Raw genomic sequence first — 16,683 nt, 5'->3', positions numbered from 1 at the left:
CCTTGATCGCATGGCATCGGCGCTCCCGCGCAACGCGGAGATCGCCGTAATGGACGGATCGTGCAAGGACACTAATTGACGTTTGCGTAAACGTCAATTGCATGACAATGCGTTGCAGGGTCCCAAAACGCAATGGGCGGCGGATCGTCCGATCCGCCGCCCATTCAGTCATGGTTCGTCGCTTTTCGAAGGTACCGAGGCGGCTTGCGCCTCAGTTGTTGTTGGCCGCCACGGAACGCTCGGTGAGCATCCGGCGCACCACCGACATGAGCGAGCCCAGTTCGTCGATCGCCTCGTCCAGCGCGGCGCGCTGCTTCTGCAGGCGGCCGAGCTGCTTCTCCGACTTGTCGAGCGTCATGCGAAGCTGCTTGGCGTTGGAGCCGCTCGGATCGTAAAGGTCGATCATCTGCTTCACGTCGCGCAGCGAGAAGCCGATCTTGCGGCCAAGCAGGATAAGCTTCAGCCGCGCCCGGTCACGCCTCGTATAAAGCCGGGTGCTGCCCTCGCGCTTGGGATGCAGGAGGCCCTTGTCTTCATAGAAACGCAGCGTGCGCAGGGTCACGCCGAAGACCTTGGCCATCTCACCGATCTTGAAAAACGCGTCCTCGCCGTCCTCGGTCTCCGGGAAAACGCCATGCACGACGCCGGCGTGCTCGCCGGCCCTCATCAGTTTCATCATTTTTACCAGCTATCCCCGACTGGGCATCACGGCCGAACCGGATGCGCAAACGAAAGCCGTTCGGGGGTCACGGGCTTCCGCATGGTTGAGACAAAACAAAGGCGGGCTGCAAACCCACCTTTACGTTAACGTAAGTGAGCGGCATATAGAGGTCCTTCCCCTACGTCGCAAGCGCTATCGAGTCGCGCTATTAGGTCGCATTCGCGCGCGATCTCCCGGGGGCCGCGGCTGTCACGCTGCGCCTTAGCGTTGCAGAAAGTTAAGCTTGGTTAACACCTTCTTTACCACGTTGGGCGAAATGTGCGCGGGTCGGGCCCTCGTGATTATCCTGTAGCGAATTCTTCACGAACATTCGAAGCGGGCATGTCGTTGGAGAGCGGTCAGATCGTCGCCAGCAACGCTTCGTTCCCGAGGGAAAGTGGGAGCAAACCGGCTCAGCCGGCACAAGCGGATAGGCGTTTCGATGAACAGCAAACGGTCGTATCTCGATGCCCTGAACACCGGCCGCCAGCGCAGGCCGGGCACGACGCTCGATCAGATCACACAATCGCTGCAGACCCTGGAGGAGCGGCTCGATCGTTCACGCGAGGCGCTCGACGATTTCGGGCGCGACCGCAATGACGGTTTCAGGCCATCGCGCGCGATGCCGATCCAGGAAAGCGGAAGGCCCCACCGGGAAACGCCGTCAGCGCAGGCTCCCGAGCGGCCGGCACGCCGGATGGACAGCCCATCCGCCTATCAGTCCCTGGCGCGAGACTTCGACCGCGTCCGCAGCCAGGAGGAAGGCGTGGCATCGGCCGGCAGGATCGCCGGCGAGCTCAAGACCTTGCGTGAGGATCTGCGGCAGCAGATGACCGCCAACATCCAGCGCGAATTCGAAACGCTGCGCGGCGACCTCGGCCGGATGATGGCCGCCAACACCTCCGCGGCGGCCGGTTCGGAACTCACCGCCGAGCTCGATCGGATCTCACGCGCGGTGCACGACCTTTCCGAGCGGACCGACGACAGGGGCATGAACGCGCTGCGTGACGACATCGAGCAGGTGCGCGGCGCGCTGGATACGCTTGCGCGCGAAGACACTGTCCGCTCCACCGACCGGCGTTGGGAAGAATTCGATCGTCGTTGGACCGCGTTCGAAAACCGCGTCGACGCCCGCCAGTCCGCTCGCGATCCGGAGGTTGCGGCGCTGTCGGAACGGCTGCAGACAATCAGCGACGCCGTCAACAATCTGCCCGAATCGCTGTCGCTGCGCTCGCTTGAGGACAAGGTGCGCACTCTGGCCGGCGCGGTCGATCATTTCGTGCGTCAGCAGGACCGGCAGGCGCCAGAGACTTTCCATCTGATCGAGGAACGCCTCGATGAGATCTCCCGCGCGATCGTCGCCTCGGCGGTCGCGGCGCAGCCTGTCGGCCTCGACCCGGAACCGCTCGAACGCATAGAGGCGCGCATCTCGGCGCTGGCGCGGCAGATCGACGAGGTGGTGGAAGACCGGCCGTCGGCCGAGGTGATCAACCGCCTCAACCTGTTGTCGCAGCGCGTCGACGACATCGCCGTTCAGGGCGGCGTGCCGCAGGAGGCGCTGGAGCGGCTGTCGCGGCATGTCGTGGCGATCGCCGACAAGATCGACCGCACGCCTGTCGCCGCCGAGCGCGAGGCGATGCTCGCCAGCATCGACCAGCGCTTCGACGTGCTGTCGGCGATGATCGAGCGCCGGCAGGAAGACGCGATCGAGCATGGCAACATGATGTTCCGCGATCTCGAACGGCGTCTCGACGAGGTTGCCGACCGCATGGACCTGCGTGCCGCCGATCCGCACGACACCTCGCGGGCGATGAACGCCATCGACGCCCGCCTGTCCGACCTGGCGCAACAGGTCGCCAGCACGCCGAAGAACACCAACGACGCGGCGATCCGCAAGCTGGAGGATCGGCTGGAGAGCATTTCGGTGCGCATCGACGCTTCCGCGGCCAAGGTTTCGGGCATCGATCCCGCCTTGATCCGCAGCCTGGAAAGCCAGGTGGCGGCGCTGTCCGAACATCTCAACCGGCCTTCGGCGCCGCTGCCGGAGTTCGAGGACATCGGCCCGCGCTTGGACGAATTGGAGCGGTCGATCGCCGGCAGCCGCGACTCGATCCTCGAAGCCGCGCGCCAGGCGGCCGAGAACGCGGTGCGCACCTTCGACGGCTCGCAGACGCATACCGTGGCGGTGACGGGCCTTTCGCAGGACCTGCGCGCGCTGGAATCGCTCACCCGCCGCTCGGACGAGCGCAACACCAAGACCTTCGAGGCGATCCACGACACGCTGATCAAGATCGTCGACCGCTTGGGCACGCTCGATGCGGGAGACCTCATGCCCGCCGCCGCCCAGCAGATGCCGAAGGCCAGGATCGTCGAGGTTGGCACGACGCCGCCGCTGCATTCCGGTGACGATGACGAAAAGCAGCCTGTCCTTATGCAGGGTTCGGCCGAGCGATCCGCGCCGGCCAATACGCGCACGCCCGCGGAAGCCGCCGCCGAGGCGGCGATCGCCGCCGTCGACGCCGATGCGGATGAGCGTCGCGCTGTAACGACGAAGTCCCGCACGCTGCTTGGCGGGATCACACGGGCGCTCGGCCGCAAGGCGACTGCACCGGCCGCGGCCAAGGAGCAGGAGCAGTCCGAGCCGCAGGTCGCGTTGGAACGGGCCTCGGAACCGTCGCTGGATGAGCCACTCGATCCGAAGATCGCCAACCGCCCGCTGGAACCCGGATCGGGAGCACCCGATCTCAACGCCATCATGCGACGGGTGCGCGAGGAGCGCAGCCAGATCGCCAAAACAACCGACGGCGACGCGGCCAAGGCCGATTTCATCGCCGCGGCCCGCCGCGCCGCGCAGGCGGCGGCAGCCGAAGCTGAAGTGCTGAAGCGCGGAACCGGTACCGCCGGTGCGTCCCGCGGCTCGAAGATCGGCGAATTGCTCAGGACCAATCGCAAGCCGCTGCTCATGGCGGCCACCGCCATCATGGTGGTGCTGTCCGGCTTCCAGTTGAGCAGCGCCTATCTTTCCGGCGACGAGCCGATTGCCGCCTCGACGATCCCGCTGGTCGCCGAACAGCCGGTGCAGATGGCTGATGCCGGAGACGCAGAGCAGCAGTCGGCCGCGGAGCCGGTCGTCGCCGGCGCCGCCGTCCCCGCCATGTCCGCCGGCAACGCCGAGCAGGCGAGCGCTGCGGCGGGAGCAGGTTCCATGCCGGCCGTCGAGGAGCCGCTGGCGCCGATGGACGCGCCGTCGGAAGCGGATGCCCGCTCCGTCGATCCGGCCCCGGCCACGCCGCCTCAGCCCGTAGCGGAATCGGCCGTCGCGGCAGCCCCCGAGCCGACCGAGCCGTCGCCTGCGGCCGATCCGGCGCCGGCTGCCGCCGCCGACAAATCGGCGCCGGTCCAGATCTCCGGCATTCCCGAGGATGCCGGCCCGATCGCGTTGCGCGAAGCCGCCGGGGCGGGCGACGCCAAGGCGCTGTTCGAGATCGCCTCACGCTACGCGGACGGCCGCGGCGTCAAGGCCGACATGAAGCAGGCGGCCACCTGGTACGAGAAGTCGGCGGAACTCGGCTTCGCGCCGGCGCAGTACCGCATCGGCAACCTCTACGAAAAGGCGCACGGCATCGATCGCGACATCGGCAAGGCCAAGACCTGGTACCAGCTCTCGGCCGAGCAGGGCAACGCCAGCGCCATGCACAACCTTGCCGTGCTTTACGCCATGGGCGCCGACGGTACGGTGGACAATGAATCGGCGGTGCGCTGGTTCACCAGCGCGGCCGATCTCGGCGTCAAGGACAGCCAGTTCAACCTCGGCATCCTGGCGGCCAAGGGCGTCGGCATGCCGCAGAGCCTGGAAGAATCCTACAAATGGTTCGCGCTGGCCGCGAAGTCCGGCGACCGCGACGCCGCCGCCAAGCGCGACGAGATCGCCAATTCGCTGCGGCCCGAGCAACTCGAAAAGGCGCGCGGCGCGGTGGATCTGTGGAAGGCCAAGCCGGTCGACCCCGAAACCAATTCGGTCGAGATTCCCGAATCCTGGCAGGAAGCAACCCCGACCACCGCCAGCATCGACATGAAGAAGGCGGTCGGCACGATCCAGCGCATCCTCAACAAGAACGGATACGATGCCGGCGGTGCCGACGGGGTGATCGGCGACAAGACCAAGAAGGCGATCATGGCGTTCCAGAAGGACAACGGCATGACGCCCAATGGCGAGATCGACGAGCCGCTGGCCCGGGCACTTCTGGACAAGAAGTAAAAGCCCGGCCAGGCCGGCTCGCCCGGCCGCTCGCGTGAATTTAACCCGTTGAGATAATTTTTGTTTCGGCATTGCCGCGAAGTTTGACTTCGCCGCAATGTGGGCGCATGTGCTTACTAGTCACGAAGGTGTTTTTGGCACGCTTCGACGTACCGCATTTGCAGTCGAGTTTCACGGGTGGGCATCTATCTCCCGATCGCAGAAATGTCGGTCAATATCCTCGTCCTGCTCGCGATGGGCGCGGCGGTGGGATTTCTTTCGGGCATGTTCGGGGTGGGCGGCGGATTTCTGATCACGCCGCTGCTGATCTTCTACAACATTCCGCCGGCGATCGCGGTGGCGACCGGCGCCAACCAGGTGATAGCGTCGTCCTTCTCGGGAGCGCTGGCGCACGTCAAGCGCGGAACCCTCGACTTCAAGCTCGGCACGGTGCTGCTGGTCGGCGGCATATTCGGGTCGACGATCGGAATCTATATCTTCACGCTGCTGAGAAGCCTCGGCCAGCTCGACCTCATCATCTCGCTGATCTACGTCGTCTTCCTCGGCATGGTCGGCGGGCTGATGCTGGTCGAAAGCGTCAACGCGATCAGGCGGACGCGCGGCGGTGCTCCGCCCTCGCTCAAGCGGCCGGGGCAGCACAACTGGATCCATCGCCTGCCGCTGAAAATGCGCTTTCGCGCGTCAAAACTGTTCGTCAGCGTCATTCCCGTGCTGGGCCTGGGCGCCGGCATCGGCCTGCTGTCGTCGGTGATGGGCGTCGGCGGCGGCTTCATCATGGTGCCGGCGCTGATCTATCTCTTGAAAGTGCCGACCAATGTCGTGGTCGGGACCTCGCTGTTCCAGATCATCTTCGTCGCCGCCTATACGACCATCGTGCATGCCTCGACCAACCAGACCGTCGACGTCGTGCTGGCCTTTGTCCTCATGGTGGGCGGCGTCGCCGGCGCGCAGTACGGCGCCAAGGCCGGGCAGAAGCTGCGCGGCGAGCAATTGCGGGCGTTGCTGGCGCTGCTGGTGCTGGCGGTTGCGATCCGGCTCGCCTTCGACCTGTTCCTGCCGCCGCCCAGCATCTATTCACTGGCTCCCGGAATCTGACGATGCGGGCCCGCCTGACGCTTTGCTGGCTCGCCTTGCTCGCTCTCCTGACCCCGGCATTCGCCCAGGAGCCGGCGGCGCGGCCGCCGGAGGGCATACAGATCGGCCTGTCGACGGATGTCATCCGCATCACCGCCGACTTCTCCGGCGCGGACCTGACCATCTTCGGCTCGCTGGAGAACCCCGATCCGCAGGTCAGCCGGCAGGGCCGCTACGACGTCATCGTCGTCCTGGAAGGGCCGGCGCGCCCGGTCACGGTGCGCCGCAAGGACCGGGTGCTCGGCATCTGGATGAACACCCAGTCCGAATCCTTCGTCAACGTGCCGGAATCCTACTCGATCTCGACGACGCGGCCACCACAGGACATCGCCGATCCCAACAGCTTCAAGCGATTGGCGCTGGGCACCGACTTTCTGCACATCCAGCCCGCCGAGCAGGGCCAGCCGCCGGCCACGGTGGAACAATTCCGGGCGGCGCTGCGCGAGCGCAAGGAGGCGGTCGGCCTCTTCAACGAACGCGTCGGCGGCGTGCAGTTCCTGTCGTCCAACCTGTTCCGCGCCACGGTGGAACTCGCGCCCGATGTGCCGGTCGGCACCCACAAGGCGCGTGCCTTCCTGTTCCGCAACGGGCTCTTCATCAAGGAGACGTCGGCGCAACTCGCCATCGTCAAGTCCGGCTTCGAGCAGATGCTGTTCCGGCTTTCGACCAATCACGGCCTTTTCTACGGCTTCTGCGCGGTCGGTCTGGCGATCGTGACGGGCTGGCTCGGCCGGATCGTCTTCCGCCGTGACTGAGGGCGCCGCGGAGGAGATGGAACAGCCGGCCGCGGAGGCCGACGGGCCTTTCCAGGCGGCGGGCCGCATTGCCGGCTATCTCGGGCTGACGCCGTTCATCGTGCTGGCGCTCTGGCTCTACGGCATCGCGCCGGATCATCCGTGGCGCGGCGGAACCGTCCTGCTGCTATCGGTCTACGGCGCGGTCGTGCTGTCCTTTCTCGGCGGCGTGCGCTGGGGCGCGGCGCTGTCGCCGGAACGGCCGGCAAGGCCGAGCGAGCTTTGGCTGACGCTGCCGCCCGCCTTTGTCGGCTGGATCGCGGTCGCCATGCCGGTCCCGCTCTCTTTCGCGGTCCTGGCAGTGGCCTTCGCCGCGCTCGGAGCCTGGGACGCGCTGGCAGCCTACGACAACAGGCTGCCGGAATGGTATGGCCGGCTGCGGATGATCCTTACCCTGGGCGCGGTAGCCACGCTGTTGCTCGCCTTCGCCGCGACCAGTTGATCCTCAACCTGGCCGCAGCATCCTGCCCGCGATCGGATACGTACGATCTGCGCCGAGCATGTGCGCCATCAGACCATCGCGCCGGAACAGGCCGGCAAAGGCGCGGTCGAGTACGTTGAGCGAACCGGTATAGGCGCCGAAGGCCGGCATGATCATGCGGCTGCCGTCGGTGGCGAAGCAGCGCCGGCGCACCGATCGGCCGCGCTGCACGATGCGGGCGCAAGGGTGCAGATGGCCGGCGATCTCGCCCGCCGCCTCGCCCGCCGACGGCTCGTGCCGGAACAGTATGGAACCCAGCGAAATCTCGCGCACGCTTTCGCCGCCCACGCCGGCCGGCGGATCGGGATCGTGGTTGCCGCTCACCCAGAACCAGTCGCGTCCCGCCATCAGCGCCGACAGCGCGGCGCGGAAAATCTCCGGCAGGCGCGCCGCGCCTTCCCCGTCATGAAAGCTGTCACCGAGGCTGACGACGATTTTCGGCCGAAAATCGTCGATCACCGATTGCAGCACCGCGAGCGTTGCGGCCGTGTCGTAGGGCGGCAGCAGCGAACCGCGCCGTGCCGCCGACGAGCCTTTTTCCAGATGCAGGTCGGAGACGGCGAGCAATTGCTGGCTTGGAAAGAACAGCGCGCCGCGCCGGTCGCAGACCGCGCGTTCGCCGGCGACCTCCACCGTGCCTATGGCAAAACCCTTTGCGACGCCAACGGCGCTCATTGCATCTCCACGACCGTACCCATGGCCTCCGCCACCAGCGACGCTTCCTCGAGCAACGTCTCGTTGGCCTCGCCCGGTACCCGTTCCTTACCGATCTCCAGCATGATCGGGACGGCCAGCGGCGAAATATGCTCCAGCCTTTTATGCACGATTCGACCGGGAATGCGCGAGAGCATCTCCGCCAGTCTCCTGACATCGAGTAGTCCGGTCGCGGCGTCGGCGCGGGTCGCCTGCAACAAAATGTGGTCCGGCTCGTGCGTTCTGAGCACGTCGTAGATCAGGTCCGCCGACACCGTCACCTGCCGGCCGCTCTTTTCCTGTCCGGGATGGCGCTTCTCGATCAGGCCGGAGATCAGCGCGCAATTGCGGAACATGCGCTTGAGCAGATAGCTGTCCGCCAGCCAATCCTCCAGATCGTCGCCAAGCATGTCCTCGTCGAACAGTCTTGCAAGCGGCAGCTTTCCGCTCCTGAACAGCGCGCCCATGTCGTCGAGCCCCCAGACGGCCAGCGAATAGTCGGTGGCGACGAAGCCGAGCGGCCGCGCGCCGGCGCGGTCCAGCCGCCGCGTCAAAAGCATGCCCAGCGTCTGGTGCGCCAGCCGGCCCTCAAACGGATAACACACCATGTAATGGCGGTTGCCGCGCGGAAACGTCTCGACCAGCAGGTCCTCGCGGCGCGGCAGCACCGATTTTTCCGCCTGCATGCGCAGCCAGTCCGACACCTGGTCGGGCAACGCCTTCCAGCGGCCGGGATCGGCCAGCATGCCGCGCACCTGCTCTGCCAGATACGTGGACAGCGGGAACTTTCCGCCCGCATAGACCGGGATGCGCGGATCGTTGCCGACAGCATTGGAAACAAAGGCTTCGGTCTCGCGGATGCCTTCCAGCCGCAACACCTTTCCGGCGAACAGAAACGTGTCGCCGGGCGAGATCGATTCCAGAAAACCTTCCTCGATTTTTCCCAGCACCGGACCGCCGCGCGAGGCGACGCCGCGGCCCGAGCGCGCATAACGCAGCGTCAGATACGGCGCCTCGACGATGGTGCCGACATTCAGCCGGTATTGCTGGGCAAAGCGCGGATGCGAGATGCGCCACTTGCCTTCCTTGGTCTGCCTTATCTTGGCGTAGCGCTCATAGGTGCGCAGCGCGTAGCCGCCGGTGGCGACGAAATCGACGGCGCGGTCGAATGTTTCGCGCGTCAGCGAGGCATAGGGCGCCGCCCCCCGCACCTCCTCGAAAAGTTCGGTCGCGTCGAAGGATTCGGCGCAGGCGCTGCCCAGGATGTGCTGGGCCAGCACGTCGAGCGCGCCGTCGACCAGCGGCGGCGTGTCCTGCGCGCCGAGATAGTTGGCCTCCACCGCGGCGCGGCATTCCAGAACCTCGAAGCGGTTCGCCGGGATGAGGATCGCCTTGCTGGGTTCGTCCAGCCGGTGGTTCGCACGGCCGATGCGCTGGGCGAGCCGGCTGGCGCCTTTCGGCGCGCCGACATGCACGACGAGGTCGACGTCGCCCCAGTCGATGCCGAGATCGAGCGTCGAGGTGGCCACGATGGCGCGCAGGCTCCCCGTCTCCATCGCCTTCTCGACGCGCCGCCGCTGGCTGACGTCGAGCGAGCCGTGATGCAGCGCGATCGGCAGCGTGTCCTCGTTGACCCGCCACAATTCGGAAAACAGCATCTCCGCCTGGCTGCGGGTATTGACGAACAGCAGCGTCGTCCTGTGCCTGCGGATCTCAGCGTAGATCTCGGGAATGGCGTAGCGCGACGAATGCCCGGCCCAGGGCACGCGCTCTTCGGAATCGAGGATGGAGATGTCCGGCTTGGCGCCGCCGGTCACGGTGATGACCTCGGCCATCGCAGCGTTACCCTCCCCCCTGTGGGGAGGGTCGGCGAGCGGCTGAAGCGGAGCGGAAGACGCGAGACGGGGTGGGGGTACTGCAACTTCCGAATGGTCCACCCCCACCCCGGCGCTGCGCGCCGACCCTCCCCACAAGGGGGAGGGTAAAGATTGCGCCACCAGCCAGCGCCGCAACTCGTCGGGCTGGGCGACGGTGGCCGACAGTCCGATCGCCTGCAATCTCGGGAAGAAACGCCGCAGCCGCGCTAGGCCGAGCGACAGCAGATGCCCGCGCTTCGACGTCACCAGCGAATGCAGCTCGTCCAGCACTACGTAACGCAGCCCGGCGAAGAACCGCTTTGCATCCGGCGAGGCGATCAGCAGCGCAAGCTGCTCGGGTGTGGTCAGCAAAATGTCGGGCGGCGAAAATTTTTGACGCTGGCGCTTGTGCGCCGGCGTGTCGCCGGTGCGCGTCTCCATCGAGACGGCCAGGCCGATCTCGGCCACCGGCTTGCCGAGATTGCGCTCGATGTCGACGGCCAGCGCCTTGAGCGGCGAGATGTAGAGCGTGTGCACGCCGCGATGCGCCTCGCCCGGCCTGCGTTTCGGCCGTGTCGCCAGGTCGACCAGCGCCGGCAGGAAGCCGGCCAGCGTCTTGCCCGCCCCGGTCGGCGCGATCAGAAGCACCGAATTTCCCGCCTGCGCCTTTGCCAGAAGCTCGATCTGATGGGCGCGCGGCGACCAGCCGCGCTCGGCGAACCATTTTACGAACGGCTCGGGCAGCAGCGCGGGCGCGGTCTCGGCTTCGACTGGACTTGTCCGGTTCATGTTTTGGAAGAACTAAACCAGAACACGAAAAAGGAGAAGGCGTCTTCTATGTGCCGCCGTCAGGTTGGACCGGATTCGCCGACGGATGGCCCGGCCCTTCCGCACCACCCCTCACCTGCCTGCCGGCATCCTCGCCCCGTGAAGAACGGGGAGAGGCCCGCCTGCCGCGATCTCTTCGAAAATCTCCGGCGTGCTGGTTGGCGAAATCGGCGCCACGTCGTCCTTCTCCCCGTTCTTCACGGTGAGAAGTGACCGGCAGGGCGATGAAGGGTAGCGCCAGTGGTCAAAGGCCGAGCAAAACCGCTCGAAAAAGGGGATGGAAATCGCCGCCATCGGGAAAATTTTTCGGCTGATGTCGGTCGCCCCTTCGCCAACCCGTTGAAATCGCCCGCAGGCACTTCTGCGACGCAACCGCCTTCGACAAAAAAATCGTGCCCGCCGTCCCCCTCCCCAAAACCACGCGCATACTTGCTGCCAGTTTCTCCTGCGGGAACGCCGATCATGACGGTGTGAAGGCGGGGAGGAACCGGCGCCTCCGGTGCGGGAAGACGTAACCCGCGCCCGGGGAGGCTTTGTCCGAAGGTCCTCCCTCCGCAACTACGTGCGGTGTGCGCTGGACGACGCGCTTAAGCACGGCCAGCCGAGGCGAAAGCCGGAGCCGGAGCTGTCGCGAAGCAGGACGGGACAGAGCCCAAAGTCGCTGGCGGGGCGCGGACGTCGCGCCACGTATCATAAATTAGGAGGCACGGCCTCGCGCCCCGCTTCCCGACTACTCCCGAAAGGGAGCGTTCTCTCAACAATGGCCAGACGCGAAGGCGGGCGTGGCGGCGATCGGTGCTGTCCAAAAAACCGTTGCTCGGTTTGGTGGCGAACCGGCCAGACCGGCATGAACACAAAACCGCAACGGTCACATGCAAACCACGATCAGACCGGTCACTGGTTCGGCGCGATCCATGCGGATCGTATCGGTGGACAGCGAGACGATTTCCAGGCCATCAGCCCCTAGCACCCGCCGCACATAGTTTTCGGAATGCGCGTAGCGGCGCGTTTCGCGCAGCACAAAATCCTCAGGGCCATCATGCCTTTCAACCGTGAAGGCAAACAGGCCGTCCTTCGCCAGCCCCTTGGCAACCGTGGCAAAAACCCGCTCCAGCGCGCCGACATACATGAAGACATCGGCGGCGGTGACCAGATCGGCGGCGGACGGTTCGAGCGCAAGCGTCTGCAGATCGGATTTTTCCACCCGGTCGTAGAGGTTTCGGGCTCTCGCCCTGGCCAGCATCGCGGCGGAGATGTCATGGCCTTCCAAACGATCGACCAATGGCCGCAGCCTTTCGCCCATCAGCCCGGTGCCGCAGCCGAGGTCGATGGCCCGCCGGAACCGGCGATCGGGCGCGGCCGCCCGAATGGCCGCTTCGAGCAGGTGCGGCGCCCGGTAGCCGAGCGACTTCACCAGCGCCTCGTCGAAACTGTCGGCATACTGGTCGAAGAGCGTCTCGACGAAGGCGCTGGGCGGCGCGGCTGCGACAGGCGCCGCCCCGATCAGTTGCAGCTTCAAGGCGGCACCCGGCCGGTCGTCCGGCTCCAGTTGCAGCGCCATGCGCCAGGCTCGTTCCGCCTCGGATAGCGCGCCGGCTGCCTCCTGGAACTCACCGAGCCGGAACCAGCCCATCGCCCAGCCGGGCGCGAGTTCCAGCGCACCGAGCATCAGTTCGGCCGCCGCCGCGTGCTCGCCATTGGCGAACAGCATTTCGGCATAATCGGCGCGGCGATCGGCGATCAGGTCGCCAGAGGAGGCGGGAAGCGGTTGCAAGTGACGAACACCCTTTTGCAAGGTTGGCGCCGCCCCTCATCCCTCTGCCGGGACCTTCTCCCCGCAAACGGAGAGGAGGTGTTGGCCGCAGCCGAAGCGCTCGCCATGCAATCCCGGCGACTGGCGGAGCCAAGGCGGCAGTCGTGCCTCTCCCGCTCACGGGGAGAGTATGCCGGCAGGCAGGTGAGGTGCGGCGCCGACCATCGTCAAATTCCAGAGTCAGGAGCCAACATCAAGAGGCTTTGCTTGTCCGCGCAAAGCCTTATCTTCGCCTCATGCGCGCCCGCGACCTGCTTCATCCCCGTCCCGAAGGCCTTTATTGCCCGCCCGGCGATTTTTTTATCGATCCGGTAAAACCGGTGGCCCGTGCGCTGATCACCCACGGCCATTCCGACCATGCGCGGGCCGGCCACGGCGCGGTGCTCGCTACGCGGGAAACGATCGACATCATGGGCCTGCGCTATGGCGAAGGGTTCGCGGGCTCGATACAGGCCGCGACACTGGGTGAGACCTTCGACCTCAACGGCGTGACAGTCGGCTTCCATCCGGCCGGCCACGTGCTGGGTTCCGCGCAGATCGCCGTCGAGCACGGCGGCATCCGCATCGTCGCCTCGGGCGACTACAAGCGCCGGCGCGACGCCACCTGCGCGCCGTTCGAGCCGGTCGCCTGCGACGTCTTCATCACCGAAGCCACCTTCGGCCTGCCGGTGTTCCACCATCCCGACGATCGTCAGGAAATCGCACGGCTGCTGAAATCGGTCGGGCAATTCCCGGAAAGCGCGCACCTCGTCGGCGCCTATGCACTCGGCAAGGCGCAGCGGGTGATGAAGCTGCTGCGCGAGGCCGGTTTCGACCGGCCGATCCACATCCACGGCGCGCTGGCGAAGTTGACTTCCTACTATCAGGGCCGGGGCATCGATCTCGGGGACATCGAGCCGGCGACGCTGGAGCCCGGCGCCAAGAGCGACTTCGCCGGCGCGATCGTCATCGGCCCGCCGTCGGCCTTCGCCGACCGCTGGGCCCGGCGCTTTCCCGAGCCGATCTCCTGTTTCGCCTCGGGCTGGATGCGCATCCGCCAGCGCGCAAAACAGCGCGGCGTCGAGTTGCCGCTGATCATCTCGGACCATTCGGACTGGATCGAACTCACCGAAACGATTTTGGAGACCGGCGCATCGGAAGTTTGGGTCACGCACGGCCGCGAGGAGGCGCTGGTGCGCTGGTGCGAGCTCGCCGGCATCGCCGCCCAGCCGCTGCACCTCGTCGGCTACGAAGACGAGGGCGACTGATGGAGGCCTTCGCCGAACTTCTCGACCGCCTCGTGCTGACGCCGTCGCGCAACGGCAAGCTGAAACTGCTCACCGATTATTTTTCCACGACGCCCGACCCGGACCGCGGTCTGGCGCTGGCGGCGATCACCGGCGATCTCAGTATCGCGGCCGTCAAGCCGGCGATGCTGCGCACGCTCGTGATGGAACGCATGGATCCGGTCCTGTTCGGCTATTCCTACGACTATGTCGGCGATCTGGCGGAGACGGTGTCCCTGGTCTGGCCGGAACCGCCGGCCGACAAAAAGCCGAACCATACGCCGACGCTCGGCGAGGTGGTCGGCGCGCTGCAATCAGCCAGCCGCTCGGACGGGCCGGCGGTGCTGGCGCAATTGCTCGATGCCGCCGGCATTTCCGCGCGCTACGCGATCATCAAGCTGGTGACCGGCGGCTTGCGCATCGGCGTCTCGGCGCGCCTCGCCAAGCAGGCGCTGGCCGGGCTTGGCACGGTCGACGTGTCCGAGATCGAGGAGGTCTGGCACGGGCTCGACCCGCCCTACCGGTCGCTGTTCGCATGGCTGGAAGGCAAGGCGCCGCGGCCGGAAAAGGCGGCACGCGCCCTATTCCGCTCCGTCATGCTGTCGCACGCGGTCGAGGACAACGACCTCGCGAGGATCGATCCCGCAGACTACGCGGCCGAGTGGAAATGGGACGGCATCCGCGTGCAGGCCGTTTCCGAGGGTGGCTTGCGAAAACTCTATTCGCGCACCGGCGACGAGATTTCCGGCGCCTTTCCTGACCTGGTCGAGGCCATGACGTTCGACGGCGCGCTCGACGGCGAGCTGCTGGTCGGCCATCCGCCGGAGCATACCGGCACGTTTTCCGACCTGCAGCAGCGGCTCAACCGCAAGAGCGTGTCGCCAAAGATGCGCGAGCGCTTTCCGGTGTTCGTGCGCTGCTACGACCTGCTGCAGGACGGGCCGGAGGATTTGCGCCCCCTGCCTTTGCTGGAACGGCGGGCGCGGCTGGAAATTTTTGTCGCGCGGCTCGATCCCGCGCGGTTCGACCTCTCGCCCGTCATCGCCTTTTCCGATTGGAGCGCACTCGACAATTTGCGCCGCCATCCGCCCCATCCGGTGATCGAGGGCGTGATGATCAAGCAGAAGGTCTCGCCCTATCTCGCCGGGCGGCCGAGAGGCCCGTGGTTCAAGTGGAAACGTGATCCCTACACGGTCGACGCGGTACTGATGTATGCACAGCGCGGCCACGGCAAACGCTCCAGCTTCTATTCCGACTACACGTTCGGCGTCTGGGCGGGGTCGGAGGGCGGCGAGGAGCTGGTGCCGGTCGGAAAAGCTTATTTCGGCTTCACCGACGAGGAGTTGCGGCAGATCGACAAATATGTGCGCGACAACACGATAGAGCGGTTCGGCCCCGTGCGCTCGGTGCGCGCCGACCGCCGCAACGGACTGGTGCTGGAGATCGCCTTCGAGGGGCTCAACCGCTCGACACGGCATAAATCCGGCGTCGCCATGCGGTTCCCGCGCATCTCGCGCCTGCGCTGGGACAAGCCGGCCGCCGAGGCCGACCGGATCGAGACGCTGCAGGCGCTGCTCGACGAGCCTGTGGCGCCGACGAGTGCCGGATAGCGGCGGGCCATGGGCCCGCCTTACGGCGCGACCGACACCTTGATCTCGTAGATATCGACCGCCCGGCCCTGTTCGGCGAAGTCCGGCACGATGGCGATGGTGCCGCCGGCGCCGGGGCTTTCGGCCGGCGGGCCGAGTTCGAACAGGAAATCGGCCTTTTCGTAACCGACGGCATATCGCTTGCGGCCGCAGTCGCCGAGCTCGCCGAAATTGCAGTCCACCGCCATCTCGGTCTCCTGGCCCTCGGCGGCGCGGGCGACGATGTCGAAGGTCGCCTTCCTGCCGGCGATCCGTTCCAGCACGCCCTGCCCCACATCGAAGACTACGGCGGAGCCTGGCTCGCCCGAGCGGATGCGGATGAAGCTGCCGGATTCATCCTGCATGGCCTCGGCGGTGGTGCCGCCCGGCGCGCTGACCGAGGTGGCGTCGGCGGGGGTGAAGATGCCGATCCAGTCGCGGTTCTCCTCTGGCCGGCTGGACAGCACCGGCGGCTCCTCGTTCTCGGGGATGAAATCCTCGCCCTCGGCGGTCGACGGCGGGTTCGGCACCGACGTGTCGCGCTCGGCCGGCGACTTGAACAGTCCGGTCTGGAAGGCGAACAGGAAACCCATGCCGATGAGGGCCGCCAGCGAGGCGACAATAAAGAACACGGCGAGCGGTTTACGGCCGCGCCGTGCGCGCCAGGCGTCGGGATCCGGCGCGACGGCCGGTCCGCGCTCTGCGGAGGCGAGCAACGGTTCGACCGCCTTCTCGCCACGGACATCGATGTCGCCGAGAGTGCCATCTCCTGACGGCGCGAGGTCCGGCCCGACCGGTTCGACCGACACTTCGGGGATGAAAATCGGCGGCGCGGCGCCGGGCTCCATGCGCATTTCGAAGGCGCCGGCCAACGGATCGGCCGGCTCGGGCTCGACTGCCGGAGCGGCCGGGATGAATTCAGTCTCGATCTCGGCAATCTTGGCCTGCAGCACCTTGCGGCGGTTGATCGCTGCCTCGACCGTCAGGTTCGGATTGGCCTGCAAGGCGCGGTCGAGCGCGGCGAATGCCTTGCGGTAGACATTCTCGCGGAATGCCTTGTCCTCGGCGTCGCCCTTCTCGAAGGCGCTACGGATCGCTTTTTCGATCGGGTCCAAACCGTTCTCCACACCTACCACCCCGATGGATCGTTAACGGCAGCAGAGCCCCGGATCAACGGCGGGGCAGGTGCAAAGATGGCGGGACAACCAGAAATGCGCCCACGCGCCGCCAATT

12 protein-coding genes are annotated in these 16,683 nt (G+C 66.4%); 6 read left to right on the top strand and 6 right to left on the bottom strand.

Going from position 1 to position 16,683, the window contains the following annotated elements; genetic code table 11:
- Positions 1 to 211 precede the first annotated feature (211 nt).
- The gene (locus RB623_RS25420; RefSeq protein ID WP_308059931.1) at positions 212 to 676 is read right to left on the bottom strand and encodes a MerR family DNA-binding transcriptional regulator; all 465 of its coding nucleotides are present in this window, start codon (positions 674 to 676) and stop codon (positions 212 to 214) included.
- Between the two features lie 466 nt (positions 677 to 1,142).
- On the opposite strand from RB623_RS25420, the gene RB623_RS25415 reads away from it, so the two are divergent.
- From RB623_RS25415 to RB623_RS25400, 4 genes are all read left to right on the top strand, one after another.
- The gene (locus RB623_RS25415; protein ID WP_308059907.1) at positions 1,143 to 4,958 is read left to right on the top strand and encodes a peptidoglycan-binding protein; all 3,816 of its coding nucleotides are present in this window, start codon (positions 1,143 to 1,145) and stop codon (positions 4,956 to 4,958) included.
- A gap of 177 nt (positions 4,959 to 5,135) precedes the next feature.
- Entirely contained in the window at positions 5,136 to 6,053 is a 918-nt protein-coding gene (locus RB623_RS25410; protein WP_308059906.1) for a sulfite exporter TauE/SafE family protein, read from the top strand.
- A gap of 2 nt (positions 6,054 to 6,055) precedes the next feature.
- Positions 6,056 to 6,847, top strand: coding sequence for a TIGR02186 family protein (locus RB623_RS25405; protein WP_308059905.1), 792 nt, complete (start codon positions 6,056 to 6,058; stop codon positions 6,845 to 6,847).
- A gap of 16 nt (positions 6,848 to 6,863) precedes the next feature.
- Entirely contained in the window at positions 6,864 to 7,328 is a 465-nt protein-coding gene (locus RB623_RS25400; RefSeq protein ID WP_308059904.1) for a DUF3429 domain-containing protein, read from the top strand.
- A gap of 3 nt (positions 7,329 to 7,331) precedes the next feature.
- On the opposite strand, the gene pdeM is transcribed toward RB623_RS25400, so the two are convergent.
- The 4 genes from pdeM to RB623_RS25380 form a co-directional block, all read right to left on the bottom strand.
- Positions 7,332 to 8,042 carry a ligase-associated DNA damage response endonuclease PdeM gene (gene pdeM / locus RB623_RS25395; RefSeq protein ID WP_308059903.1) on the bottom strand — a complete coding sequence of 237 codons (711 nt, stop codon included), beginning with the start codon at positions 8,040 to 8,042 and terminating at the stop codon, positions 7,332 to 7,334.
- On the bottom strand, positions 8,039 to 10,705 hold the full coding sequence (locus RB623_RS25390; RefSeq protein ID WP_308059902.1) for a ligase-associated DNA damage response DEXH box helicase: 2,667 nt from the start codon (positions 10,703 to 10,705) through the stop codon (positions 8,039 to 8,041). Before RB623_RS25390 ends, pdeM begins: the two co-directional genes overlap by 4 nt.
- A 111-nt stretch (positions 10,706 to 10,816) precedes the next feature.
- Positions 10,817 to 11,038, bottom strand: coding sequence for a hypothetical protein (locus RB623_RS25385; RefSeq protein ID WP_308059901.1), 222 nt, complete (start codon positions 11,036 to 11,038; stop codon positions 10,817 to 10,819).
- Positions 11,039 to 11,612: 574 nt separating this feature from the next.
- Positions 11,613 to 12,518, bottom strand: coding sequence for a methyltransferase domain-containing protein (locus RB623_RS25380; protein WP_308059900.1), 906 nt, complete (start codon positions 12,516 to 12,518; stop codon positions 11,613 to 11,615).
- 275 nt (positions 12,519 to 12,793) lie between these two features.
- On the opposite strand from RB623_RS25380, the gene RB623_RS25375 reads away from it, so the two are divergent.
- Both RB623_RS25375 and RB623_RS25370 read left to right on the top strand, forming a co-directional pair.
- Positions 12,794 to 13,804, top strand: a complete 1,011-nt coding sequence (locus RB623_RS25375; RefSeq protein ID WP_308059930.1) for a ligase-associated DNA damage response exonuclease — start codon at positions 12,794 to 12,796, stop codon at positions 13,802 to 13,804.
- The gene (locus RB623_RS25370; RefSeq protein ID WP_308059899.1) at positions 13,804 to 15,432 is read left to right on the top strand and encodes a cisplatin damage response ATP-dependent DNA ligase; all 1,629 of its coding nucleotides are present in this window, start codon (positions 13,804 to 13,806) and stop codon (positions 15,430 to 15,432) included. The genes RB623_RS25375 and RB623_RS25370 overlap by 1 nt, the downstream gene beginning before the upstream one ends.
- A 20-nt stretch (positions 15,433 to 15,452) precedes the next feature.
- Here RB623_RS25370 and RB623_RS25365 read toward each other — a convergent pair whose 3' ends face one another.
- Positions 15,453 to 16,565, bottom strand: coding sequence for a hypothetical protein (locus RB623_RS25365; protein WP_308059898.1), 1,113 nt, complete (start codon positions 16,563 to 16,565; stop codon positions 15,453 to 15,455).
- Between the last annotated feature and the right edge of the window lie 118 nt (positions 16,566 to 16,683).

Origin of the sequence: Mesorhizobium sp. LHD-90 (assembly GCF_030929505.1) — a bacterium.
Taxonomy (GTDB): Bacteria; Pseudomonadota; Alphaproteobacteria; order Rhizobiales; family Rhizobiaceae; genus Kumtagia.
Note: the sequence above shows the minus strand (reverse complement) of the source record. Positions and strands in the feature narration are given on the sequence as shown.

Coding starts and splice junctions, on each gene's coding strand:
- pdeM (WP_308059903.1), bottom strand. CDS start 8,042: ATGAGCGCCGTTGGCGTCGCAAAGGGTTTTGCCATAGGCACGGTGGAG.
- RB623_RS25400 (WP_308059904.1), top strand. CDS start 6,864: ATGGAACAGCCGGCCGCGGAGGCCGACGGGCCTTTCCAGGCGGCGGGC.
- RB623_RS25415 (WP_308059907.1), top strand. CDS start 1,143: ATGAACAGCAAACGGTCGTATCTCGATGCCCTGAACACCGGCCGCCAG.
- RB623_RS25420 (WP_308059931.1), bottom strand. CDS start 676: ATGAAACTGATGAGGGCCGGCGAGCACGCCGGCGTCGTGCATGGCGTT.
- RB623_RS25405 (WP_308059905.1), top strand. CDS start 6,056: ATGCGGGCCCGCCTGACGCTTTGCTGGCTCGCCTTGCTCGCTCTCCTG.
- RB623_RS25385 (WP_308059901.1), bottom strand. CDS start 11,038: ATGGCGGCGATTTCCATCCCCTTTTTCGAGCGGTTTTGCTCGGCCTTT.
- RB623_RS25375 (WP_308059930.1), top strand. CDS start 12,794: ATGCGCGCCCGCGACCTGCTTCATCCCCGTCCCGAAGGCCTTTATTGC.
- RB623_RS25390 (WP_308059902.1), bottom strand. CDS start 10,705: ATGAACCGGACAAGTCCAGTCGAAGCCGAGACCGCGCCCGCGCTGCTG.
- RB623_RS25370 (WP_308059899.1), top strand. CDS start 13,804: ATGGAGGCCTTCGCCGAACTTCTCGACCGCCTCGTGCTGACGCCGTCG.